Source organism: Acinetobacter sp. yr461 (assembly GCF_900110445.1).
GTDB classification, from domain to species: domain Bacteria; phylum Pseudomonadota; class Gammaproteobacteria; order Pseudomonadales; family Moraxellaceae; genus Acinetobacter; species Acinetobacter calcoaceticus.
The window spans coordinates 477,062-503,884 of sequence record NZ_FODU01000001.1; the positions used below are offsets into that span (position 1 = coordinate 477,062).

The 26,823-nt window shown below is 36.9% G+C and carries 29 protein-coding genes; 21 read left to right on the top strand and 8 right to left on the bottom strand.

Going from position 1 to position 26,823, the window contains the following annotated elements; all coding sequences use genetic code 11:
• Nucleotides 1–41: 41 nt before the first annotated feature.
• The 4 genes from BMW38_RS02310 to BMW38_RS02325 are packed head-to-tail and all read left to right on the top strand — an operon-like array spanning nt 42 to nt 5,075.
• The gene (locus BMW38_RS02310) at nt 42–1,064 is read left to right on the top strand and encodes an HlyD family efflux transporter periplasmic adaptor subunit (protein WP_092705646.1); all 1,023 of its coding nucleotides are present in this window, start codon (nt 42–44) and stop codon (nt 1,062–1,064) included.
• On the top strand, nt 1,054–2,817 hold the full coding sequence (locus BMW38_RS02315; protein WP_092705647.1) for an ATP-binding cassette domain-containing protein: 1,764 nt from the start codon (nt 1,054–1,056) through the stop codon (nt 2,815–2,817). Before BMW38_RS02310 ends, BMW38_RS02315 begins: the two co-directional genes overlap by 11 nt.
• 10 nt (nt 2,818–2,827) lie before the next feature.
• Complete coding sequence (locus tag BMW38_RS02320) at nt 2,828–3,952, top strand: ABC transporter permease (protein ID WP_092705648.1); 1,125 nt, start codon at nt 2,828–2,830, stop codon at nt 3,950–3,952.
• 4 nt (nt 3,953–3,956) lie between these two features.
• A complete protein-coding gene (locus BMW38_RS02325) occupies nt 3,957–5,075 on the top strand; it encodes an ABC transporter permease (protein ID WP_092705649.1) in 1,119 nt (372 codons plus the stop codon).
• Nucleotides 5,076–5,119: 44 nt separating this feature from the next.
• Here BMW38_RS02325 and BMW38_RS02330 read toward each other — a convergent pair whose 3' ends face one another.
• Complete coding sequence (locus BMW38_RS02330) at nt 5,120–5,989, bottom strand: DUF2797 domain-containing protein (RefSeq protein WP_198078578.1); 870 nt, start codon at nt 5,987–5,989, stop codon at nt 5,120–5,122.
• 39 nt (nt 5,990–6,028) lie between these two features.
• Here BMW38_RS02330 and BMW38_RS02335 point away from each other — a divergent pair, with 39 nt between their 5' ends.
• Entirely contained in the window at nt 6,029–6,490 is a 462-nt protein-coding gene (locus tag BMW38_RS02335; protein ID WP_092705651.1) for a DUF6231 family protein, read from the top strand.
• Nucleotides 6,491–6,589: 99 nt separating this feature from the next.
• Nucleotides 6,590–7,180: a YidB family protein gene (locus BMW38_RS02340; RefSeq protein ID WP_092705652.1), complete on the top strand. Its 591-nt coding sequence runs from the start codon at nt 6,590–6,592 to the stop codon at nt 7,178–7,180.
• 110 nt (nt 7,181–7,290) lie between these two features.
• On the opposite strand, the gene BMW38_RS02345 is transcribed toward BMW38_RS02340, so the two are convergent.
• From BMW38_RS02345 to BMW38_RS02365, 5 genes are all read right to left on the bottom strand, one after another.
• Nucleotides 7,291–8,397 carry a porin gene (locus tag BMW38_RS02345; RefSeq protein ID WP_092705653.1) on the bottom strand — a complete coding sequence of 369 codons (1,107 nt, stop codon included), beginning with the start codon at nt 8,395–8,397 and terminating at the stop codon, nt 7,291–7,293.
• A gap of 255 nt (nt 8,398–8,652) precedes the next feature.
• The gene (locus BMW38_RS02350) at nt 8,653–9,066 is read right to left on the bottom strand and encodes an HIT family protein (protein WP_004642705.1); all 414 of its coding nucleotides are present in this window, start codon (nt 9,064–9,066) and stop codon (nt 8,653–8,655) included.
• A 17-nt stretch (nt 9,067–9,083) separates the two neighbouring features.
• Nucleotides 9,084–9,353: a YARHG domain-containing protein gene (locus BMW38_RS02355; protein ID WP_092705654.1), complete on the bottom strand. Its 270-nt coding sequence runs from the start codon at nt 9,351–9,353 to the stop codon at nt 9,084–9,086.
• Nucleotides 9,354–10,146: 793 nt separating this feature from the next.
• Complete coding sequence (locus BMW38_RS02360; protein ID WP_092705655.1) at nt 10,147–11,019, bottom strand: NAD(P)-dependent oxidoreductase; 873 nt, start codon at nt 11,017–11,019, stop codon at nt 10,147–10,149.
• Nucleotides 11,020–11,029: 10 nt separating this feature from the next.
• The gene (locus tag BMW38_RS02365; RefSeq protein ID WP_092705656.1) at nt 11,030–12,115 is read right to left on the bottom strand and encodes an alpha/beta fold hydrolase; all 1,086 of its coding nucleotides are present in this window, start codon (nt 12,113–12,115) and stop codon (nt 11,030–11,032) included.
• 135 nt (nt 12,116–12,250) lie between these two features.
• Between BMW38_RS02365 and BMW38_RS02370 the strand changes: the two genes are divergently transcribed.
• The 5 genes from BMW38_RS02370 to BMW38_RS02390 all read left to right on the top strand — a co-directional run bounded on the left by BMW38_RS02370 (nt 12,251) and on the right by BMW38_RS02390 (nt 16,543).
• Complete coding sequence (locus BMW38_RS02370; RefSeq protein ID WP_213031086.1) at nt 12,251–13,438, top strand: O-succinylhomoserine sulfhydrylase; 1,188 nt, start codon at nt 12,251–12,253, stop codon at nt 13,436–13,438.
• 196 nt (nt 13,439–13,634) lie between these two features.
• Nucleotides 13,635–13,868, top strand: coding sequence for a hypothetical protein (locus BMW38_RS02375; RefSeq protein ID WP_017390619.1), 234 nt, complete (start codon nt 13,635–13,637; stop codon nt 13,866–13,868).
• A gap of 281 nt (nt 13,869–14,149) precedes the next feature.
• A complete protein-coding gene (locus BMW38_RS02380) occupies nt 14,150–14,479 on the top strand; it encodes a YbaB/EbfC family nucleoid-associated protein (RefSeq protein ID WP_004642711.1) in 330 nt (109 codons plus the stop codon).
• A gap of 9 nt (nt 14,480–14,488) precedes the next feature.
• Nucleotides 14,489–15,085: a recombination mediator RecR gene (gene recR, locus BMW38_RS02385; RefSeq protein ID WP_003651607.1), complete on the top strand. Its 597-nt coding sequence runs from the start codon at nt 14,489–14,491 to the stop codon at nt 15,083–15,085.
• A gap of 333 nt (nt 15,086–15,418) precedes the next feature.
• The gene (locus BMW38_RS02390) at nt 15,419–16,543 is read left to right on the top strand and encodes a ribonuclease D (RefSeq protein WP_092705658.1); all 1,125 of its coding nucleotides are present in this window, start codon (nt 15,419–15,421) and stop codon (nt 16,541–16,543) included.
• 461 nt (nt 16,544–17,004) lie between these two features.
• On the opposite strand, the gene BMW38_RS02395 is transcribed toward BMW38_RS02390, so the two are convergent.
• A complete protein-coding gene (locus BMW38_RS02395) occupies nt 17,005–17,688 on the bottom strand; it encodes an FMN-dependent NADH-azoreductase (protein WP_092705659.1) in 684 nt (227 codons plus the stop codon).
• 118 nt (nt 17,689–17,806) lie between these two features.
• Between BMW38_RS02395 and BMW38_RS02400 the strand changes: the two genes are divergently transcribed.
• The 3 genes from BMW38_RS02400 (at nt 17,807) to BMW38_RS02410 (ending at nt 19,515) form a co-directional block, all read left to right on the top strand.
• The gene (locus BMW38_RS02400; protein ID WP_092705660.1) at nt 17,807–18,658 is read left to right on the top strand and encodes a LysR family transcriptional regulator; all 852 of its coding nucleotides are present in this window, start codon (nt 17,807–17,809) and stop codon (nt 18,656–18,658) included.
• 96 nt (nt 18,659–18,754) lie between these two features.
• Entirely contained in the window at nt 18,755–19,021 is a 267-nt protein-coding gene (locus BMW38_RS02405; RefSeq protein WP_045432582.1) for a hypothetical protein, read from the top strand.
• Nucleotides 19,022–19,179: 158 nt separating this feature from the next.
• A complete protein-coding gene (locus BMW38_RS02410; RefSeq protein WP_005047367.1) occupies nt 19,180–19,515 on the top strand; it encodes a hypothetical protein in 336 nt (111 codons plus the stop codon).
• Nucleotides 19,516–19,582: 67 nt separating this feature from the next.
• On the opposite strand, the gene BMW38_RS02415 is transcribed toward BMW38_RS02410, so the two are convergent.
• Nucleotides 19,583–19,747 carry a hypothetical protein gene (locus BMW38_RS02415; RefSeq protein WP_002113596.1) on the bottom strand — a complete coding sequence of 55 codons (165 nt, stop codon included), beginning with the start codon at nt 19,745–19,747 and terminating at the stop codon, nt 19,583–19,585.
• A gap of 471 nt (nt 19,748–20,218) precedes the next feature.
• On the opposite strand from BMW38_RS02415, the gene BMW38_RS02420 reads away from it, so the two are divergent.
• The 7 genes from BMW38_RS02420 (at nt 20,219) to aroC (ending at nt 26,575) form a co-directional block, all read left to right on the top strand.
• Nucleotides 20,219–20,524, top strand: a complete 306-nt coding sequence (locus BMW38_RS02420) for a YcgL domain-containing protein (RefSeq protein ID WP_003651616.1) — start codon at nt 20,219–20,221, stop codon at nt 20,522–20,524.
• On the top strand, nt 20,517–20,903 hold the full coding sequence (locus BMW38_RS02425) for a hypothetical protein (protein WP_003651617.1): 387 nt from the start codon (nt 20,517–20,519) through the stop codon (nt 20,901–20,903). The genes BMW38_RS02420 and BMW38_RS02425 overlap by 8 nt, the downstream gene beginning before the upstream one ends.
• Before the next feature lie 29 nt (nt 20,904–20,932).
• Nucleotides 20,933–21,784 (top strand): AAA family ATPase, encoded by an 852-nt coding sequence (locus BMW38_RS02430; RefSeq protein ID WP_092705661.1) that lies wholly within the window; start codon nt 20,933–20,935, stop codon nt 21,782–21,784.
• 15 nt (nt 21,785–21,799) lie between these two features.
• On the top strand, nt 21,800–22,987 hold the full coding sequence (locus BMW38_RS02435; RefSeq protein ID WP_092705662.1) for a vWA domain-containing protein: 1,188 nt from the start codon (nt 21,800–21,802) through the stop codon (nt 22,985–22,987).
• 36 nt (nt 22,988–23,023) lie between these two features.
• Nucleotides 23,024–24,229: a tryptophan synthase subunit beta gene (gene trpB / locus BMW38_RS02440; protein WP_092705663.1), complete on the top strand. Its 1,206-nt coding sequence runs from the start codon at nt 23,024–23,026 to the stop codon at nt 24,227–24,229.
• A gap of 237 nt (nt 24,230–24,466) precedes the next feature.
• Nucleotides 24,467–25,471: a 50S ribosomal protein L3 N(5)-glutamine methyltransferase gene (prmB, locus tag BMW38_RS02445; protein ID WP_003651622.1), complete on the top strand. Its 1,005-nt coding sequence runs from the start codon at nt 24,467–24,469 to the stop codon at nt 25,469–25,471.
• Nucleotides 25,472–25,483: 12 nt separating this feature from the next.
• Nucleotides 25,484–26,575 carry a chorismate synthase gene (gene aroC / locus BMW38_RS02450; protein WP_004642724.1) on the top strand — a complete coding sequence of 364 codons (1,092 nt, stop codon included), beginning with the start codon at nt 25,484–25,486 and terminating at the stop codon, nt 26,573–26,575.
• Nucleotides 26,576–26,823 lie beyond the last annotated feature (248 nt).

Consider the following 26,823-nt stretch of genomic DNA (forward strand, 5'->3'; position numbering starts at 1 on the left):
TTAAACTATGAAAATTTGAATTTAATAAAAAGGCCAATAAGATGAATAAAAAAGTGATTGCCGGTGTTTTGGTTATTATAGCTGTGGCTCTAATCGGCTTTTGGGCTTGGAAATATAATGATAAAGAACAATTAGATAGTTTTTTAACTTTGCATGGAAATGTTGATATTCGCCAAGTTTCGCTTGCATTTGAACAGTCTGGCCGTATTCAGAAACTCATGGTCCAAGAGGGCGATAAAGTTCAAGCAGGCCAGTTACTTGCTACTCTTAATACCAATGCATTGCAAATTCAGGCAAAGCAGGCACAAGCACAGCTCAAAGCGCAACAAGAGGCAATTATTAAACAAGAGGTGGGAGCTCGTCCTGAAGAAATTACCCAAGCAAAAGCACAATTGGCTTCTGCTCAAGCAGAGTTAGATAAAACGGATAAAAACTTACAACGGTTACAAATTTTGGTGAGTAGCACAGATGGTCGGGCAATTAGCCAACAAGAGTTGGACTATGCCAAAAGTAATCAGCAAAGTGCTCAAGCAGTGGTGCGGGAAAGACAGGCCAATTTAGAATTAATAATTAAGGGTGCTCGACAAGAAGATCGTGAAGCGACCAAAGCACAGTATGAAGTAACCAAAGCTAATTTAGATTTAATTAATTATAACCTTACCCAGACTGAACTAAAATCTCCTGTAAAAGCAGTGGTCCGAGCACGTCTACAAGAAATTGGCGATATGACAACTGCTCAAAAGGCCGTTTATACATTGGCACTGACTGATCCGAAATGGGTACGTGTATATGTCAATGAACAAGATCTTAGTTCCATTAAGATGGGAGATACTGCCCAAGTCATTCGTGATTCTTATCCTAATCAGCCTATTCATGGAAAAATTGGCTATGTATCTTCAGTGGCTGAGTTCACGCCGAAAACAGTGCAGACCGAAGAGATTAGAACAACACTGGTTTATGAAGTCCGAGTGTATGTAAATGATCCGAATGATCAATTAAAAATGGGGCAACCCGTTACTGTGAAAGTTCCACTTGCTTCAAGTGAGAATGCCCATGACCAATGAAAATATAGTGGTTTATGTCCATGATTTGGTCATGACTTTTAAAGCTGAGAGTAAAAAGGCAGCAGATATTACTGCAATTGATCATTTAAACATGCAAATCAATAAAGGAGAACTTACAGCTTTAGTAGGTCCAGATGGTTCGGGGAAAACAACTTTATTACGATTAATGGCAGGATTATATAAAGCCACTTCGGGTTCATTAAATGTACTTGGAATTGACGTGAGTAAAAATCCACAAGCTGTGCAAGACCGTATTAGCTATATGCCGCAACGTTTTGGACTATATGAAGATTTAAGCGTACAAGAAAATCTTGATTTATATGCCGATTTACACGACGTTCCAAAAGAAATTCGTCATCAACGATTTAAACGTTTATTGGAAATGACAGACCTTGCTCAATTCACTCGACGTTTAGCGGGTCAACTTTCTGGCGGAATGAAACAAAAACTAGGGCTAGCATGTACTTTAGTTCGTTCCCCAGAGTTACTATTGCTTGATGAGCCTAGTGTTGGGGTAGACCCTTTATCAAGACGGGACTTATGGATCATTATTGAACAGCTCGTTCAGGAAGAAAACTTAAGTGTAATCATAAGTACTGCTTATATGGATGAAGCAGAAAAATGTGCACAAGTTTATATCATGCACGAGGGGAAAATTTTAAAGAAGGGCTCTCCAGAGCAATTAAAAGAAATAGCACGTGGGCAAACATGGCAAGTAGAACCTCCTGCAAATATTAAGGCGCGGACTGTACAAGCCCAATTACTTGATAATCATCTAGAGATTATTGATGCTGTTCCAAAAGGTGAACAAGTACGTTTTATTAGTCGCCAGAAAGAATTATCAGCCGGTGCTTTACCTCAGGGGCTAGTAGCAAATACACGAGAACCTGAACTTGAAGATGCTTTTATGATGTTATTACAACAGAATCAAAAGCAACGAAAACAAATGTCCATTTCTGAACGAGCTTTTGATTCACTGCAAAATCATGAGTTGGAATCAGACCAACCTATCATTGTGGTCAAAGATTTAGTCAGAACTTTTGGAGATTTTACTGCTGTCGCTAACACTTCATTTGATGTGCAGCGCGGTGAAATTTTTGGATTACTTGGGCCTAATGGAGCTGGGAAAACAACGACATTTCGAATGCTATGTGGATTGTTACCAGCAAGTAGTGGATATTTGGAAGTTGCTGGTAAAAACTTACGGACAGCTCGTGCTGAAGCTAGGGCTAATGTAGGTTATGTCTCTCAGAAATTTGCACTTTATAGTAATTTAACTGTTTTAGAGAATCTCAAATTTTTTGGTGGAGCCTATGGCTTATCGGGCGAAAAGCTAAAACAACAAATTGATAAAGCGTTACAGCAATACGATTTAAAAACTCATATTAAAAGTGGTGATTTACCGGGTGGCTATAAACAACGCTTATCTATGGCTGCTGCATTGCTACATGAACCGGAAATTTTATTTTTAGATGAACCCACTAGTGGCATTGATCCACTTGCACGGCGTTCATTTTGGTACAGCATTGGTCAGCTGGCAAATCAGGGTATTACCATCATTATCACTACGCACTTTATGGAAGAAGCGGAATATTGTGACCGGATTGCCATACAAGATGCAGGAAAGTTGTTAGCCTTAGGTTCACCCCAACAAGTACGCGAATTAGCAAGTAAAGATAGATATATCAGTGATATGAATGAGGCTTTTATAGCAATTGTGGAGCAAGCACGTGCATTAAGGCATGCTGTTTAGGAGGTCTACAATGAGTTTTGCATTTTGGAATCGATTGACAGCGCTAGTTCGTAAAGAAACTAAGCAGCTCATTCGTGATAAAAGCAGCCTCGGGATTGGTCTGGTTTTGCCTATCATCTTAATTTTACTATTTGGCTATGGACTCTCCTTTGACTTAAATCAGGCACGCGTTGGTGTTGTAGTTGATCAGTCTTCACCACAGATCAATCAGGTTTTAGCGGGTTTAAATGGTTCGCAATATTTAACGAGTCAAGAGTTTCATAATTTGCCTGAAGCAGAGCAGGCCATTCGAGATGGCGAGATTGATGCCATTTTGCATTTCCCTTCAGATTTCGCGAGTCAGGCACAACAAGGTAACGCAAAGGCTCAACTGTTATTAAATGGTACGTCTACCACCATAGCAACAGCTTTGGAAGGATATGTCACAGGTGCTTTGGCTACCGCGCCGTCTATACAAGTTGACCGTAGTCCAATATTAGCAACTTCAAGCACCGTTAATATTGAACAACGAATATGGTTTAACGAATCTGCTAACAGCACTTGGTTTTTAGTCCCTGGCTTAATGGTATTAATTTTAACTTTAATCGGTGCATTTTTAACGGGATTGCTTATTGCCCGTGAAAGGGAACGGGGAACACTAGAGGCCTTATTTGTGACGCCTGTAAGACCATTTGAAATTGTATTAGCAAAGCTCATTCCCTATGTTGTGGTTGGCATGATTGATATCGTGATCTGTATTATTGCTGCGTATTTTATTTTTGAAGTACCCATGCGTGGTTCATTATTCTCAATTTTATCAGCTTCATTTCTATATTTAATTGTTTCGTTATTACTTGGTTTAACCATATCAGGCTTTGCTCAAAGCCAGTTTCAGGCGAGTCAAATTGCTTTATTGGCAAGTTTTATGCCTGCACTCATGCTTTCAGGTTTTGTTTTCGATACACGAAATTTACCCTTGGTTGTACAAATTGTTAGCCAGTTACTTCCAGCTACGCATTTTATGATTTTAATTAAAACCCTATTTATGGGAGGTGATGATTGGAAGTTATGGTTTAAAGAATGCGGTATTTTATTGGGATATATCGTTGTTTTGATATGTGCTGTGAACTTTTCACTGAAAAAACGGTTGAGATAAAGTTATGTGGCAGCAACTAATAGCTTGGCTAAAACATTTAAGTTTTTTAGTCAAAAAGGAATTTCTGACCATTTTTAGTGACCCTGCAAATAGAGTCATTCTATTTGTACCGGCACTGATGCAAGCACTTTTGTTTGGTTATGCTGCAACTTATGATGTTAACCGTGTGGATTATGCAATTTTAGATCAGAGTAATGGGCAAGTTTCGCATGAACTGACCTCAAAGCTCGATGGCTCTGGTATTTTTAAGCGGATTGCAACACTTCAATATACAGATCAAATCAAACAGGTAATTGATAGTCGTCAGGCATTGGTCGTGATTACGATTCCTTCAGACTTCGAGAGCAAATTAAATAATAATCAAAGCTCTCCTATACAGGTCATTGTTGATGGCAGAAACTCATCAACTGCTGTTGTGGCTGGTTCATATCTAAATAAAATTATTGGTCAGTTTAATCAGCAAAAATTTAACTCAGCCTTACCGATTAGTCTTGAAACAAGAACATGGTACAACCCAAATCAAGAGTCTCGATGGAGCTTAATGCCTTCATTAATTGCGGCTTTAAGTATGATGCAGACATTGCTTCTATCTGCTTTATCTGTAGCACGTGAACGAGAGCAGGGTACATTCGATCAGTTATTAGTTACGCCGTATACACCATTACAAATTATGATTGGTAAGGCCTTACCTCCAATTTTTGTAGGATTGATACAATCAACCATTATTTTATTGATCATTTTATTTTGGTTTAAAATTCCAATGAATGGCTCTATTAGTCTGCTTTATTTTGGTTTATTAAGTTTTAATGTGGCTGTAGTCGGAGTGGGCCTATCAATTTCGGCTTTATCCTTAAATATGCAACAAGCCATGCTTTTTACATTTTTATTGATTATGCCTTTGATGTTGCTTTCAGGTTTACTTACACCAGTAGAAAACATGCCGAAAGCACTACAAATAGCAACTTACGCAAACCCCTTAAGGTTTGGAATTAACTTGGTACAACGGGTTTATTTGGAAGGTGCGAGCTTTGCACAAGTCAAATTCAACTTTATTCCAATGATCATACTTGGAGTAGTGACTTTACCCTTAGCGGCTTGGCTATTTAGAAACAGATTATCTTAATCATGTTAATTAAAAAGCCCCATTTTAGGGGCTTTAAAACTTACTTAGGCACGTATAATCAGTTGGTAACCCGTATATTTACGGATGTTAATAACACCAATATCAAAAATTAAATATTGACCTTTGATGCCCTGTAATACGCCGCGAATTTTTGGAGTTTTATCCAGATTTAATGACTTAATCTTTTCAGGATACTGCTCAACAGGGTAAACAAACTCACGTGGTAGCTCATCTTCTAATAATTCAACGGTTTCGTTAAATTCAAGATTTTGGCTAAATTCCTCACGAATCGTTTGAATTTTAGGTGCAAATTCTTCGATTAACTGATCACGTTGCTCAGTTAGTTTTAGAGGTTCAGCTTCTCCCTTAAGGAGTTTACGCCAATCAGTTTTGTCAGCAACTAAAGAACCAAACATTGTTTCAAGTTGACCAGATAAACGACGTGATCCAACTTTCATAATTGGTAAGGCCTGAGTTGCACCTTGATCTAACCAACGACCTGGCATATGACTAACGCGGGTAATACCAACTTTCAAAGCGCTCGAATTTGCCAAATACACAATATGAGGCTGGAAACAAACATTGTGGGCAAAGTCATCTTCACGACATGTACCTAAGTGGTAATGGCATGTTTCTGGTTTCATAATGCAGAGGTCACATTCCGCTTTCGTTTTAAAACATTTAAAGCAGTGACCTTGAGAATAAGATTTTGGTGTTTTAGTGCCACAAGAGGTGCAATAAATATTACCTGTCCATTCGATTTCTAGTTCTTGTCCTAAATTAAAAGGAAGATCAATTTCTGAACGGTCTAATACAAATTTGTATTCAACATTTGCCTTGGTTGTCTGTTGATCAGTTACACTAGCATCTTTTAGGCCTGCATGCATTTTATGGCAAATGCCTTGTAGTTCCATAAAGTTTAAACTCACATCTTTCAATTAAGGGTTGCAGTCATGGCTGAACAAAATGTCATCGCTTCTATGCTAGACGATTTATCAAAAGAACAGCCCATTCATACTGCACTTTGTATTGGCCAAAAAATTGACCAGAATAACGCAATTCAATGGCACTATTTTAGCGTAACTGAGCTTTTAAGTCTGCCTTTTACTCAGCGTTATGATTTGGGTTTTGTATTATTTGATACCGATGAAATGCAGAACATCAGTGATATTCAAAAATCACAATTATTAGTAAAACTAAGAGATTTATTAGCAAAACGAATTGTGGTGGTGAGCAAACGAAGTGATGAACAGTTATTACGCTCCCTAGGTTTTACTCAACTGATTGATAAGACTTCACATGATAGTGATTTTGCTTTATGGCAATTTAATATATTGACCTATAAACATGTTCCAGATTGGTTTAATTCAAAGTTTTGGGCAAACCCAGAAAACTGGAATAAATTCCGTTGGTAAAAGGCCATTAAATCTCTTTCAAAATTTAACAATTTGGCTTTTGCTGTCTGAATAAGAATCCGCGTATGCTCATGTATAAACCATACATAAGAGTTACACATGACAAATTTAAGCAGCATTGTTGAAGTTTTGGCTAAGCAGGCATTAGGTGGGAACCAGCAAGCATCAGGTCAAGGCGGTTTGGGCGGAATTTTAGGTTCAGTACTTGGACAAATGGGGGGTAATACTTCTTCTGGTACTCAAGGGGGCCTTGGTGGAGTATTAGGTTCTGTATTGGGTCAAGTGACTGGAAATAATAATGCGCCTCAAGCAGGTGGTGGTGTACAAAGCTTATTAATTGCGGTTGTGCCTTTAATTTTAGGTTGGGTTCAGCAACAAGGTGGTTTGCAAGCGGCTTTAGAAAAGTTAAAAGGAGCAGGCCTAGGTCGCCAAGTTCAAAGCTGGGTTGACCCAAATCAAAGCAATAGTGAGGTTCCTACTCAGCAATTACAGAGTCTATTTAATCCCGCTGATATTGAACAAGTTGCAGAGCAAGCTCAAGCTCCAAAAGAACAAGTTTACGGTGCAATTGCTTCAGTCTTACCTCAAGTCATTGACTCATTAACGCCTCAGGGTGACAGTACAGACCATCAAGAAGCAAATCAGGACATCCAAAATGTGATGAATCTTGTGAGTGGTTTCTTGAAATAAGATATAGGTTGTTAAAAAAGCCGATATAAAGATATCGGCTTTTTTAATCTGTACAATAAAATAAAAGGGCATTAGCCCTTTTATTTTAGATTTGAATCAAAGATAACTAATTAGAAGTTATATTCGATACCTGTACCTACAACTGTTTGCTTGTCGTCATCATTCAACCAGTCGCGTTTTTGTTGAGCAACAATACCGTAGAAACGAGCTTGCTTGTTGATTTGGTAATCAAGACCTAAACCGTACAAATCAATTTTACGATCTGATTGACCACTTACTTGTGTTTCAGCTGAAGCGTATTCTGCTTTCACTTTAAGTTTAGTGTTAGGAATTTTATAAGCAGCTGTTACTGCATATGCTTCTTCCTCTAAACCACGGTAAGCTTTACCAGCTTTATCAATTGAACCATCTGATTTATATGATTGACCATATGCAGTCAAATCATCAGTAGGTTCAGCATGTTGCCATAAAGCACCTACAACAAAGCCTGATTTTGCGATGTCATAAGAACCCGTTACACGGTAAGCATCTGTATAAACATCTTTCAGACCGTAAGCAGCATATTTACCTTTAATACCGAAGTCACCAGCAGCAGCCACTGCTAAGCCAAGGTCTTTGTTTTCATAACCAAGCGCAGTTGACACAGAGTCAAAGCTGTCGTTTTTGCTGTCTTTACCAGTTTCACCTTGTTTGCTATCTGAGGTGCTTTCACCAGTTTGAGCCATGATATTGAATGTTAAACCAGCTAATAATTTAGGGTCTAATTCAAAACCAACCACGTTGTCTAAGCGGTTTTCGCCGTACATGATGTTGGTAATATCTAAACGTGTATCGTCATTAAAGATGTCTTGGTTACCACCAGCAGCGGTTTTAAAGTAAGAGTCGTACTTACCTACTTTTAATGTACCCACGCCTTCAGTTTTTAAACCGATGAAACGGTTACGAGCGCTAAGATCAGTATCTGAACCTGAACCATCAGTAGAAATTGCCCATTCAGCTAAATAAACAGCAGATAGCTTGTCAGTTAATTTCTCTTCGCCTTTTACCCCAATGCGAGAAGAGTTTGAGTTAACTTCAGTAACGTCACTTTTTCCATCGAAATTTTTATTGTCAACTTGGTTAATAGAAACATTCAGTTTGCCATACAAAGTTGGCGCTGCTTGCACCGCGTTTATGCTCAAAGTTGCAACTGCGGCAGCGAGTAGCAATTTCTTCATTGAGATTTCTCCAAAAAGTATTTAAAAATGGCGTATGCCTAGTTAACTATTTATTTTGTAGTTGACTTATGTACAAAAAGTTACAAAAGCTCACCAACTTGCTAAGCAGTATCGGCAAACTTTGTGACAGGGGCGTGAAAAATAAATGACAGTTTTATGACGGTTAAAATTTAGAAATAAATTAATTATTTTAATTTTTTATAGTTTTTAGACGAAAAAAAGCGGAGTCAAAACTCCGCTTTAATGAATTAAAAATCAAAGAGCTGCTTTAATTTTCTCAGCTAATCCTTTAATTTTTTCTTGATCTCCTAACTCTACAGCATGGCGTCCAAGTTGATGCACATTTGTCGGAATAAGGTGAAAATGAACATGCGGAACAGTTTGTCCTGCCGCTGCTCCAGAGAGTTGCATCAAGACTATACCTTCTAAATTGAGGGCTTTTTCCATTGCTTTTGCAATTTTCTGAACAATTTGTATAGTATATGCGGCTGCTTCTGGAGGTAAATCAAGGAGCGTTACAGCAGGTGTTTTTGGAATAACTAATGTATGACCATCGGCTTGAGGCATAATATCCATAAAAGCTAGAACTTGATCATCTTCATAGATTTTTATCGCTGGAAGTTCATCACGTAAAATTTTTGCGAAGATATTTTGATCATCGTATGCCATGTATTATTCCTTTAAAATTATTTACATTTCAATTCTTTCTGACGCTCTTTAATAGCATCAAGACGTTGTTGCTCTTTGTCAGAAAACTTTGGTTTTGTCGTATGACAGTTTTCATTACCATATTTTTCTTTTGCATCAGGATCTTTAAAACAAAAGCCTTTTGATGCATAAATCAAATTATAATCGTCTTGCAATTTCTGACATTCTTGCTCAGGCGTTGCAGCTTGAACGCTTAAACCAGCAATACTTACCATGCCAGTAAAGACTGCAACTATAAATTTATTCATGAGCGTTTCCTCAGTTAAAGGTATGAACCTGTACTCAATATAAGGTTTATTACCAATATTTCAATGACTATTAATTACTCAAGTGTCATTTTGGTTGATAATTTGTTCACAATATAAATAAAAACTTTACATATCAACTATTTATAAAAATCAAATAAAAACATAAACTTAAGAAAAATTATATATGTTTTTTCAGAATTTGATTCTCGTTTAATCTACTTTAACTGTTATTAATAAGAGAAAAATATACTTCTGGTTCGGTTGATAATATATAAAAAATTGTAGGAAAAGATAAGATTTTATAGCTTTTTCATTTGCTAAATAGACGGCTTGAGTTTGAAATTGGGTCAATGAAAAAGAAATATATCAATGACATTATAAAAATACAAAGCGTGATAATTATCACATTTTTGTATTTTAGGATTAAGTGGAATTCACAGGGCCCATTTTAATTTAGACGGAAATGGGCTTTTTCTTTTGATATCTAAAATATAAATAAGCCAAAATTGATCTTAGTTTACAATTCAACTGAAAGATGTATTGATTTTACATGTTTTAGCTTCTATTATGTGATCCTTAATTGCTGCGTTTGATAGTTTTTGTAACCCATTTCTAAAATTGAAATGGGTTTTTTTTATTAAAGTTATTTCGAATTATACTAATTCGATCTTCTATATTGAGAGATATAGTTTGCTGCCGAGCTATATGTTTACCAATCCTTTTCTTTCGATATTGATTATGCAGCTTATTGAAATTAAGCATCTTTAATAAGCTGCCATTTAAAAGATCTAATTTATTCCAATGTAATCTTGGTCCATGCTTCATACATTTTAACTGCCGCAGAGAAGTCACTATTGTCTTCAGCAGTTAAATTCGCAGCCTGAATTAAACTTTGTGTTAATGACAAAAGTGGGGCAGGAAGCTTAGCTTGATGGACTAAATCCAAAGCAATTCCTGTGTCTTTGGCAAGAAGAGGTAAGCCAAAGGTCACTGGAAATTCACGACTCAATACACGCTGTGGGAAGATAGTTTCTGTTACCAAACTTTTACCACTTGAGGCATTAATGCACTCTAATGCTTCGTTCAAACTTACCCCATGTGCTTTGAGTGCACTGAAGCCTTCTGCAACAGACCAAAGGTTGACTGCGAGTAACATATTATTAACGGCTTTTACGGCAAATCCTGAGCCCGATTCACCAACATGTTTAATTAATTTACCTACTGCTTGCAGTGCCGGTAATGCGCGTTCGAAAGCTGCTACATCACCACCGACCATTACAGTCAAAGTTGCATTTTCAGCACCTACTGTTTGACCACTTACTGGAGCATCCAGAAAATCAACATTCAATTGTTTTAATGAGATTGCTAATGTGCGGGCAGAGTCAGGGACTCCACTTGTACAATCTATCCAGATTGCCCCAGATTTAATTTGTACATTATTAATAAGTGCTTCTACATCATTGCTTGTCGGTAAACATGAAAAGATAATATCTGCTTGTACCGCTTGCTCTAGTGGGGCAGCCTTTGTGCCATATTCTATTGCATGTTGTTTGGCTTTTTCGAAATTTCGATTCCATACATAGACAGTATCGAAGTGTTTCGGTAAATGTGCTGCCATACGGTAGCCCATTGCACCCAAACCAATAAATGCAACAGATTGACTCATGACCTTATCCTTAAATTTGTGTTGAACGTTCGGTCAGCCATTTCGCCAGTTTTGGCCAGAATTCCAGAGCACTGGCCTGACTCGACATTAGACCTAAATGACCGCCGGGGATGAGAGTAAACGTGACATCTTGGCTGCTTGTCAATTGACTTAATGGAGAAGCAGCATCAGCAGTCACCAACTGATCACTACGACCCGCGCCAACTAAGAGAGAGCAATCTATATTTTTTAATTCGATTTTCTTATCTTCTAATTGAATAAAGCCACGTTTTAATGGATTTTGTAGCCAGACATTAAACAACATGTCCTGATTAATCCCACCTGGGTAATCAATCATATTATTTAAAAAGCTACTTAAGGTTGCATGCTCTTGTACAAATTGCAGGTCATCAAGATTTTTTAGCAATTGAACATGCCCATCAAACCAGCCTTTAGGATCAAGAATTTTAAAGCCTAATGAATTTAAAATTCCGGGACTATGAATCAGGCGTTTTGGCAATCCAGAATAAATACGGTCCTGAATTTTTTTGTTACGACCAATAAGATGGTTCATGTTTCGGTAGAGTTTGCCAATATAGCCAGATGCATAACTATCTATTGGACTACCAAGAACAATAAGGTTTTTAATATAGTTAGGTTGGTTAAGCGCAGTATATAGAGTAACGAATATGCCAGCCATACTCCATCCATGAAGTGAGATTTGTTCACTTCCTGAATGTGTGCGGACAATTTGTATCGCTTTTGGAATGAAATCTTCAATAAATGATAAAAAGTTAAGATGTCTATCTTTAAACTTTAAACTTCCCCAATCGACCAAATAGACATCGAAACCAGCATTTTGGAAATATTTAATAAGAGAGCGATAAGGATATAAATCATATATCGCCATATTAATGGCGAGTGGGGCAACAAATACTAAAGGCTCTTTAAATCTTTTCTGTGTTGCTGCGTAATAGCGAATACGGGTTTGATTGAACTCGCCAATGACTTCATAGGGAGTGCTTTGTGACAGAACCAATGTTTTTGGGTGAAATAGTCGGGCAGAAAGATGCTTCATTTGACTTTGTTCAGAGACAAGGGACTTTAAGCGTTTCATCTTGCTTTACCAACTATTTACTAAAGATTGAATAAAGTCTAAGCGATAATTTTAAGGTTTACCTTGACCTTAAATACATTAGACACTCAAAATGATGATAGTTTTTAGTACATGACCAGTAAAGGCGAACATTTAATGAACCAGTCTGATGATTTAGAATACCAACTTGATACTTTAGCCATTCGTACCGGACATACTCGTAGTTTTGAAGGTGAACATGGCGAACCAATTTTTTTGACATCATCTTTTGTATATGAAAATGCAGCTGAAGCTGCAGCAAAATTTTCTGGTCAGGTTCAAGGAAATATCTATTCTCGTTTTACTAATCCGACTGTAGGCATGTTCGAAAAACGTTTAGCAGCTTTAGATGGTGCTGAACGTGCTGTTGCGACAAGCTCTGGAATGGGCGCGATTTTGTCAGTTACTATGGCATATCTCAAAGCGGGTGATCATGTTATTTGCTCAAGAGCAGTTTTTGGTTCAGTTGTTGCCTTATTTGAAAAATATATTGCCAAGTTTGGTGTAGATATTACATTTGTCGATTTATGTGATTTAGACGATTGGAAAAAGGCAGTACGTCCAGAAACTAAGCTTCTATTTGTTGAATCACCATCTAACCCTTTGGCTGAGATTGCGGATATTCAGGCACTTGCAGATATTGCCCATGCGAATGGCGCATTACTTGCAGTTGATAACAGTTTCTGTACGCCTGTTTTGCAGCAACCATTAAAATTTGGTGCAGATCTTGTCATTTACTCGGCAACTAAATATTTAGATGGTCAAGGACGCGCGTTAGGCGGTGCTGTTGTCGGTAATCATCAGTTGTTAGAAGAGGTTTTCGGTGTTGTCCGTACGCTTGGGCCTTCAATGAGTCCATTTAATGCTTGGGTCTTCTTAAAAGGTTTAGAGACTTTACGTTTGCGTATGAAAGCACACTGCGAGAGTGCTCAAATTCTTGCAGAATGGTTATCTACTCATGAAAAAGTAGAAAAAGTTTACTACGCTGGTTTGCCAAGTCATGAAGGTCATGAACTTGCTGCCAAACAGCAAAATGGTTTTGGTGGGATCGTTTCATTTGTTGTTAAAGGCGAACGTGAAGGCGCTTGGAAAGTTATTGATAATACTAAGTTTATTTCAATTACTGGTAACTTGGGCGATGTTAAGTCAACAATTACACATCCTGCAACGACTACACATGGCAAACTTTCTGCTGAAGCAAAAGCTGCTGCGGGCATCCAAGAAGGCTTAATCCGTGTATCTGTGGGCTTAGAAGATATTAACGACATTATCCGTGATATCTCACGTGGTCTAGATTTAATCTAATTATCTCGATCGAAATAACACTCTTTGGTTATTTTGTTCATGAAACCATCTCTTTAATCGAGATGGTTTTTTTTATATTTAAATGTTACTCAAATTTCAGAATTGCAATAAAAAACCTACATTTTTGTTTAAATGAGGGCTAAGAGTACAAGGTATAAAGACTTTAAATTTAATTAAAAGAAATGCGAGTTTTAAAATGCTTAAGCCTATTGCTATTGTTGTTGTGGTAGGGGTAATTGGGGTGGTTGGATATAAATTATTGACCAAACCGCATCAACACCCAGTAAATGAAACAACCTTATTGATTAACAATGCAGAGAAGTCGGTGCAAGAAGCAGATAAGTCTATTCAAGAAGCAAATACTTCCTTTAAGAAAGTCCCTTTAAGTGAATATAAAACAATTGATAAAGGGTTACAGGCATCTCAATAGTGAAATCAATTTTTATAAAACTTTACTGTATAACTTTTAGGCATTTATGAAGTGGATCTAAGTTTAATCATGCCACTCATGTAGCTACGTGAAATAGAGCTAGAGATACTGATAGAAAACATTAGTCTATTGTGTCAGAATTACGGATTAATTTGAGTTCAATGCGCTAATCTGTATGGATTTTAATCACATGGGTTGGTTCAATGAGATTAAGTTTTTATAAAGTATTACCAGATAACCAATAATACTTTAAAGATTTGATAGAGATACGGAGTAAAGTTATGAATATCAATATGCTCATGCAGCAAGCGCAGCGCATGCAAAAAGATATGGAAACAAATATAAAAAAGGCGAAAGAAGAGCTTGCCCAAACTGAAGTCCAAGCAGAAGCTGGTGGTGGTTTGGTTAAAGTAACCATGAATGGTCGCTATCTTGTAAAACGTATCGAAATTAACCCTGAATTACTTCAAGATGAACCAGATATGATTGAAGATTTGATTGCTGCCGCGGTAAATGATGCTGTGCGTCAAGCAGAAGTTATTTCAGAAGAAAAAATGCAAAAAGCGAATTCTGGTATGGGCTTGCCACCTGGCTTAGCGGGCATGTTCTAAGGAAGTTCTGTGTTTAGTGATAGATTTGAACAACTCGTTCAAGCTTTACGTATATTGCCTAGCGTTGGTCCGAAATCGGCTCAACGTATGGCATTACATCTTTTGATGAAAAATCGAGAAGGTGCGTTCGCATTAGCTCATGCTTTACATGAGGCTTCAAGTTATATTCATGAGTGCAGCGTTTGCCATTCTCTAACTGAAAATGAAATTTGTGATATTTGTGCCTCAACTGAGCGAGAAGATCAACTATTGTGTGTAGTTGAATCACCAGCAGATGTAATGGCGATTGAGCAAAGTGGTAGTTTTCGTGGTAAATACCATGTTTTAGGGGGACATCTTTCTCCTTTGGATGGTATTGGCCCAGAAGAAATTGGTGTTCCTTATCTGATTCAGCGCTTAAGTCAAGGCACTATTGAAGAAGTGATTTTGGCAACTAATGCGACTGTAGAGGGGCAGGCGACCGCTCATTATTTGGTAGAGGCGACTAAGCACTTACCTATACACATGACGCGTATTGCTCAAGGTGTACCGCAAGGTGGTGAACTTGAGTATGTAGATAGCCATACCTTAAGTCAGGCAGTTCATAACCGTATGAGAATGAAATAAGCATTCCGATGCTTATTTCATTGATGCGATATAAAATTGAATTAAATTTATTAATTTAGCTATTAAAGTAAAGGCAAATATTATTTTGTCTTTAATTAGACAAGATAGTTTAAATAAAATATGAAAGCACATAAGAATGAAAAAGATCTTAGAGATTTTAAAGAATGAATATTTGGAGTTAACTTTAAAAGTATAAATAAAAGATCAAAAAATTATCTATTTTCGAAAAATTGTTCAAAAATAGAGTATTCATAAAGGTTTAAGTGGTAATTTCCTACTTCTATGTTATATATACCAGAGTTCTAAGCACTCTTTGCATTTACTTGAGAAAGCATGTTTCAGTTTATCCAACAGCAAACCGAATTGGTTGATGTTCTTCAAAAAATGGATCAATGTTCGATATATGGACTTGATACAGAATTTATTAAGGTTGACACACTCTGGCCTAAACTTGGGGTATGTCAAGTCAATGTAAATGGTAATGTCTATCTGTTGGATGGTGTTTCATTAGATCTAAGTCAGTTTTGGAAAAAAATATTTCTCGCACAGCAGAACATTTTTCATGCATGTGGGGAAGACATTGATTTAATCTATCATTACGCTGATCAAGAAGATTTGCTTAATGTGTTTGATACTCAAGTGGGCCTTTCTTTCTTAGGTCACGGACTACAAGTGAGTTACCAAGGCGCTTTAAAGCTTTGTCTCGATATTGACATTGAAAAAGATCAAACAAGATCCGATTGGTTGGCTCGACCTTTATCGCCTCAGCAACTCTGTTATGCAGCCAATGATGTTCTATATATAATGAAGTTAGCTCATCATATTCAAGAACAACTTAAGCAGAAAGGGCTTTATGACTATGTTCTTGAAGATTGTAGTAGTTTAACTAAAGAAATTATTAGTGAAACGCCTACAGAGTTACTCTATACCGATGTTGGTAATTATCGTCATTCGCGCCGTCAATTGATGCAATTGCAAAATTTAAGTGAATGGCGTGATTACATTGTTAAAGCGACGAATCAGCCACGCAGTTTTATTCTTAGAAACTCAACCATGATTGATATGGTTGAAAAGAATCCACGTAATAGTTTTCAACTCTCGCAAGTTAAAGATATTCGCCCAAATGTAGTTCGTGAATATGGAAAAACGATTCTAGAATTACTTAAAGATTTACCTAATGAAAGTGAATGGCCAACAAGAATTGCCAAACCTTTTAAAGTAACATCTAAAGAAACTTTAAATAAAATGGATATGGTACTTGCCCATGCAATAAGTGAAACTTCTATTCCTAAAGAAGTATTACTTAGAAAAAAATGGCTAAATGCAATTCATCAACATGTTCTTTCTCAAGGGGATGAACAAGATTTACCTAATTATCTTTTGGGTTGGCGTTATGAGTTGTTAACTCAACCATTAATTCATTTATTTCAAGAAGAAAAAGAAAGTCTATCAATTTAAAATGAGTTGATAGTTAAAATTTAAAAGGCTCATCTTCGTGATGGGCTTTTTTAATTAAGGATAGTGAATGGCTTGAAGTTTAAATTGAGTAGTTTTTATTTAAAATAATAGATATTTAACATCAATAGTTAATAAAATGAATAATTATATTAGTTATATTAAATAATTAACTTATTTTAAAAGCTAGTAAAGTGATGAATTGAATGGGTTTTAATTTGTAAAAGTGATAATGAATTAAATTAACCGATTCAATGAGAAAAATTCAATTGATTAAACATACAGGTCTGTATATTCTTGGATGCAAGAAAAACAATTTCAATATGAATAATATATAACTATAAGTTTGTTTCAGTGCAGAAATAAGAAAGCCGATCCAATTGGGTCGGCTTTTTATTTTTAATGATACAGCTTAGTTAAAATGTCAGTAGGTTATTAGATTTTAAAAATTAACTATTAATATTCTACGGATTTTTTGTGAATGAACCAGCAAGTTCCGCTACAAGTTCTTCAGCTTTTTGAAAAGCATTTTCTAATGACTCTATATGTCGTTCATCTCCAAACTCTTGATATTCTGAGGCAATTTCATAAATTTTCTCTACACCTAAATATTTACTGAGTGTACGCAGGTGAGGTACAAGATGATTCATGTTGTGACGAATTCCATCTTTCTCAAAACCAAACTCTCCACTAGATGTGATAATGATTAAAATTTTTCCAGATAAAAGAGGTTGTAAAGGGAAATCTCCTCGAGCAAGGTCAAAATCAAATGTCTTATTAATTCGAATAATTTGGTCAAACCATGCTTTGAGTTGAGCAGGCATACCGTAATTGTACATAGGAGAAGAAATTAGAATGATATCTGAACTCGAAACCTCCGCTATTAACTGATCGGATATTGATAAGACATCACATTGAGTTTGTGTTCTTTTATTTTCAGGTGTGAATACGGCATCAATCCAGTCTTGAGTAATAAATGGAGGCGGATTCATTCCTACATCCCGATAAATATACTCATCCATAGGCCTTGTATTTTTCCATGAATGGACCAATCGGCTGGCAATATTTTTTGAAATAGAATTATGATTTAGATTGGGGTTAATTGCAGCTCGTACGCTGGCATCTATATGTAAAATTTTACTCATCATAAATTCCATAAGGGTTAGGAGTTAATTTATTCTGAGTTTTAAATGAGAAGTAGACAAACGAGAAAATTACAGCTATAGATGATTTTAAATCACCTATAACTGTGATTCAGGAGAAAGCATGCAAGTCTCATTGCAAGCACTTAGGGCATTTGAATCAGCTGCTCGACTAGGCAGTTTTAAATTGGCTGCTGAAGAGCTTTCGCTAACACCGACTGCAATTTCACATCATATTGCCAATCTTGAAAGCAGGTTAAATGTTGATTTATTTCATCGACAGGTAAGAAAAATAACGCTTACAACCACAGGTGATAGGCTAGCAGTAGCGATTTCTGAAGGATTTCGTAAAATTGAAGATGCGCTAGATGAAATAACAGTAAATGGAAATACACTCAGAGTAGCTACCACGTCTTCATTGGCAGCAATGTTATTAATTCCCTCAATAAATGAATTTTATCAATTACATCCTGATATCTCGGTTGAATTTTCTACAGGGGAAGCGTTAGAAAGTCACTTATATACATTACCTATTCGATATGGTGATGTATCTTTAATACCTTCTAACGATATTCTTAAATATGAGTCTTTTAATGTATTTGGTGCATCTAAACTTGATCCCCTTGAACATTCTAATGAGCCAATAATGTTATTCACCACAGAATGGAAAAATAAAGCATTACCAAGTCCGCCACTAGAGACTTGGCTTGAGCTGAATGGATGGGACCGAACGCAAATAACAATTAAGAAGTTTGATCAGGAAATTTTTGGAATACATGAGGCATTAGCGGCCAATGGACTTGTATTTTGTTCTTCTACACTTGCCCAGAGATTTATTAAAGCAAATCTTATACAACCGCTTAAAACTAAATCAGTTCAATCTGAGCTGTGCTATTACATCCCAAATAAAGAAGATTTTAAAAATAGAAATGCCAGAAAATTTATTGAATGGATAGAGAGGTTATTTAATCAATAAGCTTATATTTCTGATTGGAATTAACTACACAACACCAAAACTATATAAGCTTTTTATGCTATAAAATTAGATAAATTAATAATTAGAGAGATAAATATGCTTAATAACTTTAGTGCTGAACAAGCGCGTCAAAATGCTAAAAATTTTAAAATCAATCAAGAGGCCATGCTGGAAAAAATTTTAACAGGCACTGAAACTGATTCTAAAGCAGGGAAGCGAAAAGCAACTTTCCTGTTTCCGATTGATGCTGTAAGTCCTGATCACCTCACACAAGTAGAAGAGGAACTTAAGGGTAGAGGCTTTAATGTATCAACCAATATTGAACACTCTGGTACTACCATAACGATAGAAATAAGCTTTTAAATATCGATTTTTTTTAGACCGCTCTTTTAAAGGCGGTCTTTTATATCGTATTAAAAAGGGAAGATAAATTTATTTACATTTAAACTTATGTTAATCATGATTTTATTTGACAGGTTCTACCATCTTCTGTAGCTTTACTTTTTAAGTGGAATATGGATATGAACTTCCAAACAATACTTTTATCTTTCAAAAATCAATCTACTGGTACAGATGCATTTAAAGATTTAAAAAATGCTTGTGAACAGTCTCTTAAAGAATCTCAAAATACAAAAGAAAAAGCAGCAGTCTATTTGATCTATGGTTTTGCACGTAGCTACGTGATTTTATATGAAGATGAAGCCGTAACAACTGAATTTGCCAACGTTTCTAAGACTACGCTCATAGGTTACATGGAATGCCTCAATGAAGCTCTATTAAGCCAAGATGATAGTGCTATTTTGAATGCCTTAAATCAAGTAACTGATAACTATATAAAGAGTTCTCGAGTCTTCTAAATATCATTAACTTGTTTTGGTAAAAATACTTCTTTAGCTTGGGCTAAAGAAGTATTCAAAGTTTGTATTAGTGAGACTTTTTCTTACCGCCGCCATCTTGTTTATTGACGGTAGACCATGCGATTCGTTCAGCTTCTTCTTGAGAATGACCTCTGTCTACTTCACTCTCAACAATATGTTTAGCCTGACGTTTTTGCTTTGCTGTGTAAGCTGTTTTATCGCCACGAGGCATAAGTTCATCCTCCACATCTATTATTAAGATACTTATTATTGAAACATATTGAGAATTTAAACTAGTTAAGTAATGTCTGCTAATGTTTATTAAGTGGTTAGAAGTTTTACTTAAATGTGAATTTTAAAAGGTAATACCTAATTTTAATACGATAAATTTCATAGTATTAAGGGGTGAAACTATTAAAAACAGATCACAAAAAGTACTTAGTAACGAACGATTTCTTATTTTTTTCTAAAATTGTTTTTATTTTATTAAAATGAATAATTATATTTAATTTTTAAAATCAGATATTTACTTGTTTTTTATGAAGGCTGGCTTTTGTCTAGAACAAAGTTATTATCGACCTTAATCAACGTTGTGGGTTAATATTTCCCAAGAATTAAAAAAACGACTGATGCGTAAACAAACCTGCGTGGGTGAGTCGTTTTTTTTCATGTATGCTGTCCTTAGTTCAAGAGTTGATTTGAAATGCACTGTGATATTTATAGATCGAGCAAAAAAGATGAAATGTACATTTATATTGCTCGTCCAAACTATCCTGACGATGCGGAACAAGCTGATCCGTTTGAAAATGTTCCTGAAGCTGTTTTGCAAGCGTTTGGTCGTGCAACGTTTGTCATGCATTTAGAATTAGCTCCAACACGTAAATTGGCGCGTGCTAATGTTTTACATGTTTTAGACTCATTACAAACAAAGGGTTTCTTTATTCAGATGCCACCAGAAGGGTTAATTAACCCGAATGCGGTTGAACCAGAGGGCTTACGTGGTGCGTGAAAATCAAACTGGAATAATGAATCAATTATTCTCTTTTTTGGATTTTATTCCTGAAGATGCTATTGCTTTAACAGCTTATGGAATAGGCGCTATTATTGCTTTGTGGTGTTGGTGGCGATTAATGCGCCGTCTTCCTACAACTTTTGGTGCGATTAGCTGGCTTATTGTATTTGCTATTTTAGTCACACCAACAGTGTCTGAAGGTCCGAATGCATCGGTAGCACCAGCTATTTTTGGACTACTTTTTGGTGTTTTAACCAAAGATAGTCCTCTAATCTGGTCAAATTTATCTTTAATTCTGTTTGTAGTTGGTCTAGGTTTGGTTATTGGCTATTGTTGGTCAAAATATTCAACAAACAAAAGCATGCGTTCCATCTAACCATTGAAATAGAAAAATAAGGTCTTCACATGTCTGCTGATACCCAACATTTTACCGGTACAGATCAATATATCGCGACTGACAGTCTTAAGCTCGCTGTAAAAGCAGCCCGTGCTTTACAAAAGCCTTTACTAATTAAAGGTGAACCTGGTACGGGTAAAACTTTACTTGCTGAACAAGTAGCAGAAAGTTTGGGCTTAAAACTCATTACTTGGCATATCAAATCGACAACCAAAGCACAGCAAGGGTTGTATGAATATGATGCTGTTTCTCGTTTACGAGACAGTCAGTTAGGTGATGACCGTGTTTACGATATTAAGAACTATATTAAACCCGGTAAATTGTGGGAAGCTTTCACTAGTGAAGAGCGTTGTGTCTTGTTAATTGATGAAATTGACAAAGCCGATATTGAGTTTCCAAATGACTTGTTGCATGAACTCGATAAAATGTCTTTTTATGTTTATGAAACAAGTGAAACCATTACGGCAACACAACGCCCAATTGTAATTATTACATCGAATAATGAAAAAGAGTTACCAGATGCTTTCTTGCGTCGTTGTTTCTTTCATTACATTGAGTTTCCAGATGAAGTGACCATGCGAGAAATTATCGATGTTCATTTCCCGAATATTTCTGCAACACTCGTCAACGAAGCTTTACAGGTTTTCTTTAAATTACGTGAAATTCCTAATTTGAAGAAACCACCATCAACATCTGAGTTAATTGATTGGTTAAGCTTGCTCATGGCAGATGATATGCCTGAAGATGTATTGCGTAATCGAGATACATCTAAAGCTATTCCACCGTTATATGGTGCTCTCATCAAAAACGAGCAGGATGTGCAACTCCTCGAACGTTTGGCTTTCATGTCTCGACGTTAAAGGAGGGAATAACCCATGTTTGTGCGGTTATTTTACACCCTACGTAAATACGGTGTTCCAGTTACAACTCGTGAGCTTATTGACTTAAACCGTGCTGTAAGTGAAGGTTTAGTTTTTGCCGATCAAGAAGAGTTCTATCAACTTGCTAAAACTATTTTAGTTAAAGATGAACGCTTTTTTGACAAGTTTGATCGTGCCATAAAAGACTACTTTGACGGTATCGAAACCTTTGATCTGGATGAGTTACTCAAGCAAGTTCATAAATTACCAAAAGACTGGTTTGATTTAGAGCTTCTAGAAAAACATTTAACTCCTGAACAAAGAGCAGAACTCCAAAAAGCTGGTTCCTTAGAAGAACTGATGAAAATGCTGGAAGAGCGGTTACGCGAACAGCATAAGAAACATCAAGGCGGCAACCGCATGGTGGGTACAGGTGGTACTTCACCTTTTGGGGCTTTTGGGGATCATCCTGAGGGAGTGCGGATTGGTGGGCCGGGTCGTAAACGTTCGGCGGTAAAAGTATGGGAACAGCGTAAATATCAAAATCTAGATGACGACCAAGTTCTTGGTACTCGTCAGATGCAAATTGCTTTGCGTCGTTTGCGTAAATTTGCGCGTCAAGGTGCAGCTGAAGAGTTGGATGTTGACGGTACAATCCGTGAAACAGCCAAGCAAGGTATTCTTGATGTTCAAATGGTACCAGAGCGTCGAAATCGAATAAAAGTGCTTATGTTGTTCGATGTAGGCGGTTCTATGGATGCTCATATTGCCCAATGCGAGAAACTCTTTAGTGCCGCTAAAACTGAGTTTAAGACACTTGAGTACTTTTATTTCCATAATTGTCTCTATGACTATGTTTGGAAAGATAATCATCGCCGCACAGCTACCCGTATGAATACATGGGATCTCTTTCACACTTATGGACGCGACTATCGTGTAATTGTCGTTGGTGATGCCAGTATGGCACCTTATGAGCTGAAATCGGTAGGTGGCTCGGTTGAATATATGAATGATGAGACTGGTGAGGTTTGGTTACGCCGCTTACATCAACATTTTGATAAAACAGCTTGGTTAAATCCTGAAACTGAAGGGTATTGGCATTACACTCAGACCATTGGCTGGATTAAAGAAATTTTTGAAAATCATATGTATCCAATGACGCTAAAGGGCATTGAAGATATGACTCGCTACCTTTCTCGATAAGCTTAATAACTTTAATAATTTAAAAAGAGAGATGACATGCAACATCAAATTAACGGTATTGCTTTGCCGAATGAACAAGGATTTTTTGGTGAATATGGCGGACAGTTCATTCCTCCACATTTAAAAGAGGCAATGGATGAGATTAATGTTGCTTATGAAGAGATTCGCCATACCCCTGAATTTAAAAATGAATTGTCAGATCTCTTTACAAATTATGTAGGCCGTCCAAGTCCTTTATTTCATGCGAAGCGTCTTTCTGAACAGTTAGGCGGTGCACAAATTTATTTAAAGCGTGAAGACTTAAATCATACGGGTGCACATAAAATCAATCACTGTTTAGGTGAAGCTTTACTTGCCAAGTATATGGGCAAAAAGAAAGTTATTGCTGAAACAGGTGCTGGTCAGCATGGGGTTGCTTTGGCAACAGCTTGCGCCTTAGTGGGGATTCCATGTGAAATTCATATGGGGCAAGTCGATATTGAAAAAGAACATCCAAATGTGGTCAAAATGAAAATTTTGGGCGCTCATTTGGTCGCAGTAACACGTGGTACAGCAACCTTAAAAGATGCTGTAGATAGTGCATTTGAAGAATATTTAAAAGATCCAAAAAACTTTATCTATGCGATTGGTTCCGTGGTGGGTCCACATCCATTCCCTAAAATGGTTCGTGATTTTCAATCGATTATTGGTACAGAAATTAAAGAACAAACACATCATCGTTTTGGAAAAAATCCGGATTATGTTGTGGCATGCGTCGGCGGCGGTTCAAATGCAATAGGCGCATTTACTGCATTCTTAAATGATCCCGATGTAAAGCTGGTAGGCGTTGAACCGGCTGGACATGGTTTAGACACCCATATGCATTCAGCAACACTAACTTTAGGTAAGCCAAGTCAAATTCATGGTATGGCCTGTTATGTCCTTGAAAATGAGGACGGTGAGCCTTTACCAGTGCATTCTATTGCTTCGGGGCTAGACTATCCGGGCGTTGGCCCACAACACAGTTTTTTAAAAGATTTAGGTCGTGTTGGATATAGTACTGCCACTGACCAAGAGTGCTTAGATGCTTTTATGACACTTTCTCGTGTTGAAGGCATTGTTCCTGCGCTTGAAAGCTCACATGCTGTCGCATGGGCAATTCGTGAAGCTCCTCAATTAGCGAAAGAAACCATGATTGTAGTGAATCTATCTGGGCGTGGAGATAAAGATTCTGATTATGTCGCTGAAAAACTTAAGCTTTAAAACCCATTAAACTATAAAAGCGGTCCATCATTTAAGGGCCGCTTTTTAATTTGAATATCTAAATTAAAGTTTAATTAAAATTCATCATTTTATAATTAAAACAAAGTATTCTGATTTTAACGTGTGATTGTTCGAGATAGGCGTGTAAAACTCCGGTTCACAAGGCAAAGCGTTGCTTTGCTGTACCTCACTCAGTAGAATAGTCACTTTGCAAAATTTGCCTTTGGAGACGCCTAAGTGGAGCGACCGACGATTAGCCCTGAAAATTTACAGGAAGCGGCTGAAAATTTATCAACAATTCGAGATTTTATTCGTTTTGGGGTATCAGCATTACGTCAACATGATGCACATTTAGGACAAGGTACTGAAGATTATTTTGCAGAAAGCTCTGCATTAGTTTTACAAACCTTATCTCTTGAATGGTCAGCAGACGCAGAAATTCTAGATGCGAAGTTATTACCAAGCGAAAAAGCAGAATTTTTAAGCTTATTGGAACGCCGTATTAATGATCGTATTCCAACATCTTATTTATTAAACCTTGCTTATTTCTTTAATAAGCCATTCTATGTAGACGAGCGTGTACTGATTCCACGTTCACCAATTGCAGAATTAATTGAGCAACGTTTTGCGCCATATTGTTTAGATGAAAATGGTCAAATGCGTGAAGCTCTCAATAATTTGCCAGAAAATGCAAAGCCTAAAACTCCGCACCGTATTTTAGATATGTGTACAGGTTCTGGATGTATTGCAGTCGCTTTGGCGTATGCTTATCCAGATGCTGAAATTGATGCAACTGACATCTCTAAAGAAGCTTTAGAAGTTGCTTCAATTAATACTGAGCACCACAATAAGCAATATCAGGTTGCATTGCTTGAGTCGGATCTATTCGCCAAGATTCCAGCTGAAAATCAGTATGATTTGATTGTGAGTAATCCACCGTACGTCGATGCTGAAGATATGGCTGACTTACCAGAAGAATTTTTACATGAACCTGAACTTGCATTGGCGGCGGGCCAAGATGGTTTAGACTTAGTTCGTAAAATGCTTGCACAAGCGGCAGATTACTTAACTGAAGATGGTCTCATTGTCATTGAAGTAGGTAATTCTGAATGGTCAATGCGTCAGAACTTTAATACGATTGATTTCAACTGGCTCACTTTCCAAAAAGGTGGTTCAGGTATTTTTGCTTTGACTGCTGAACAATGTCGCCGTTATAGAAAACTATTTGAAGAGCAAATATAAGGAGTTGGGCATATGGCAGGGAATAGTATTGGACAACTCTTTCGTGTAACTACTTGTGGTGAGTCTCATGGCGTTGGCTTAATGGCAATTGTTGATGGTGTGCCACCGGGCCTTGCGTTAACCGAAGAAGATCTACAAAAAGATCTAGACCGTCGTAAGCCAGGGACATCAAAATTTGCGACTCAACGCAAAGAGCCTGATCAAGTTGAAATTATTTCAGGTGTATTTGAAGGTAAAACCACTGGTACACCAATCGGTTTATTGATTCGTAATACTGACCAAAAATCGAAAGATTATGGCAATATTGCCCAAACTTTTAGACCTGGCCATGCCGACTATACCTATACTCAAAAATACGGCTTCCGTGACTATCGTGGCGGTGGCCGTTCAAGTGCTCGTGAAACTGCTATGCGTGTTGCAGCAGGTGCAATTGCTAAAAAATATTTAGCAGAAAAATTTGGCGTTTTGATTCGTGGTCATGTGACGCAAATTGGTAATGAAGTTGCCGAAAAACTGGATTGGAATGAAGTTCCGAATAATCCATTTTTCTGTGGTGATGTAGACGCTGTTTCGCGTTTTGAGGCGTTGGTTACTTCTTTACGTGAACAAGGAACGAGCTGCGGTGCAAAACTAGAGATTTTAGCTGAAAAAGTTCCTGTGGGTTGGGGTGAACCTGTTTTTGACCGTTTAGATGCTGACATTGCTCACGCGATGATGAGTATTAATGCGGTTAAAGGTGTTGAAATCGGTGATGGTTTTGCAGTTGCTGGACAGTTTGGTCATGAAACACGTGATGAAATGACCAGTAATGGCTTTTTAGCGAATCATGCTGGTGGTATTTTAGGTGGTATCTCAAGTGGTCAGACCATACGAGTTGCTATTGCACTAAAACCAACAGCAAGCATTACGACACTAGGTAAAACGATTAATTTAAATCGTGAAGATACAGATGTGTTGACTAAAGGCCGTCATGATCCTTGCGTAGGTGTTCGAGCAACTCCAATTGCGGAAGCAATGTTAGCAATTGTTTTGATGGATCACTTCTTACGCCATCGAGCACAAAATGCAGATGTTATTCCACCATTTGCTCCAATCGAACCATAGTCATAATTTTTGACTAAAGTAAATAAAACCCCATATTTAAATTAAATATGGGGTTTTAAATTTTTATTCCATTAAGTCTGATTAAATTTTAAATTATTTTCTTGTCTTATAATATTTATATAAATATAATATTCTGCGAATTATTTTTGAGTATATTCATCTGTAGAGCTTGGCAATTAAATCTTGTTAATTTTTACTGCAACCGATATTTATCACCGAAAGTTAATTTACTCAAATTGCTTTTATAT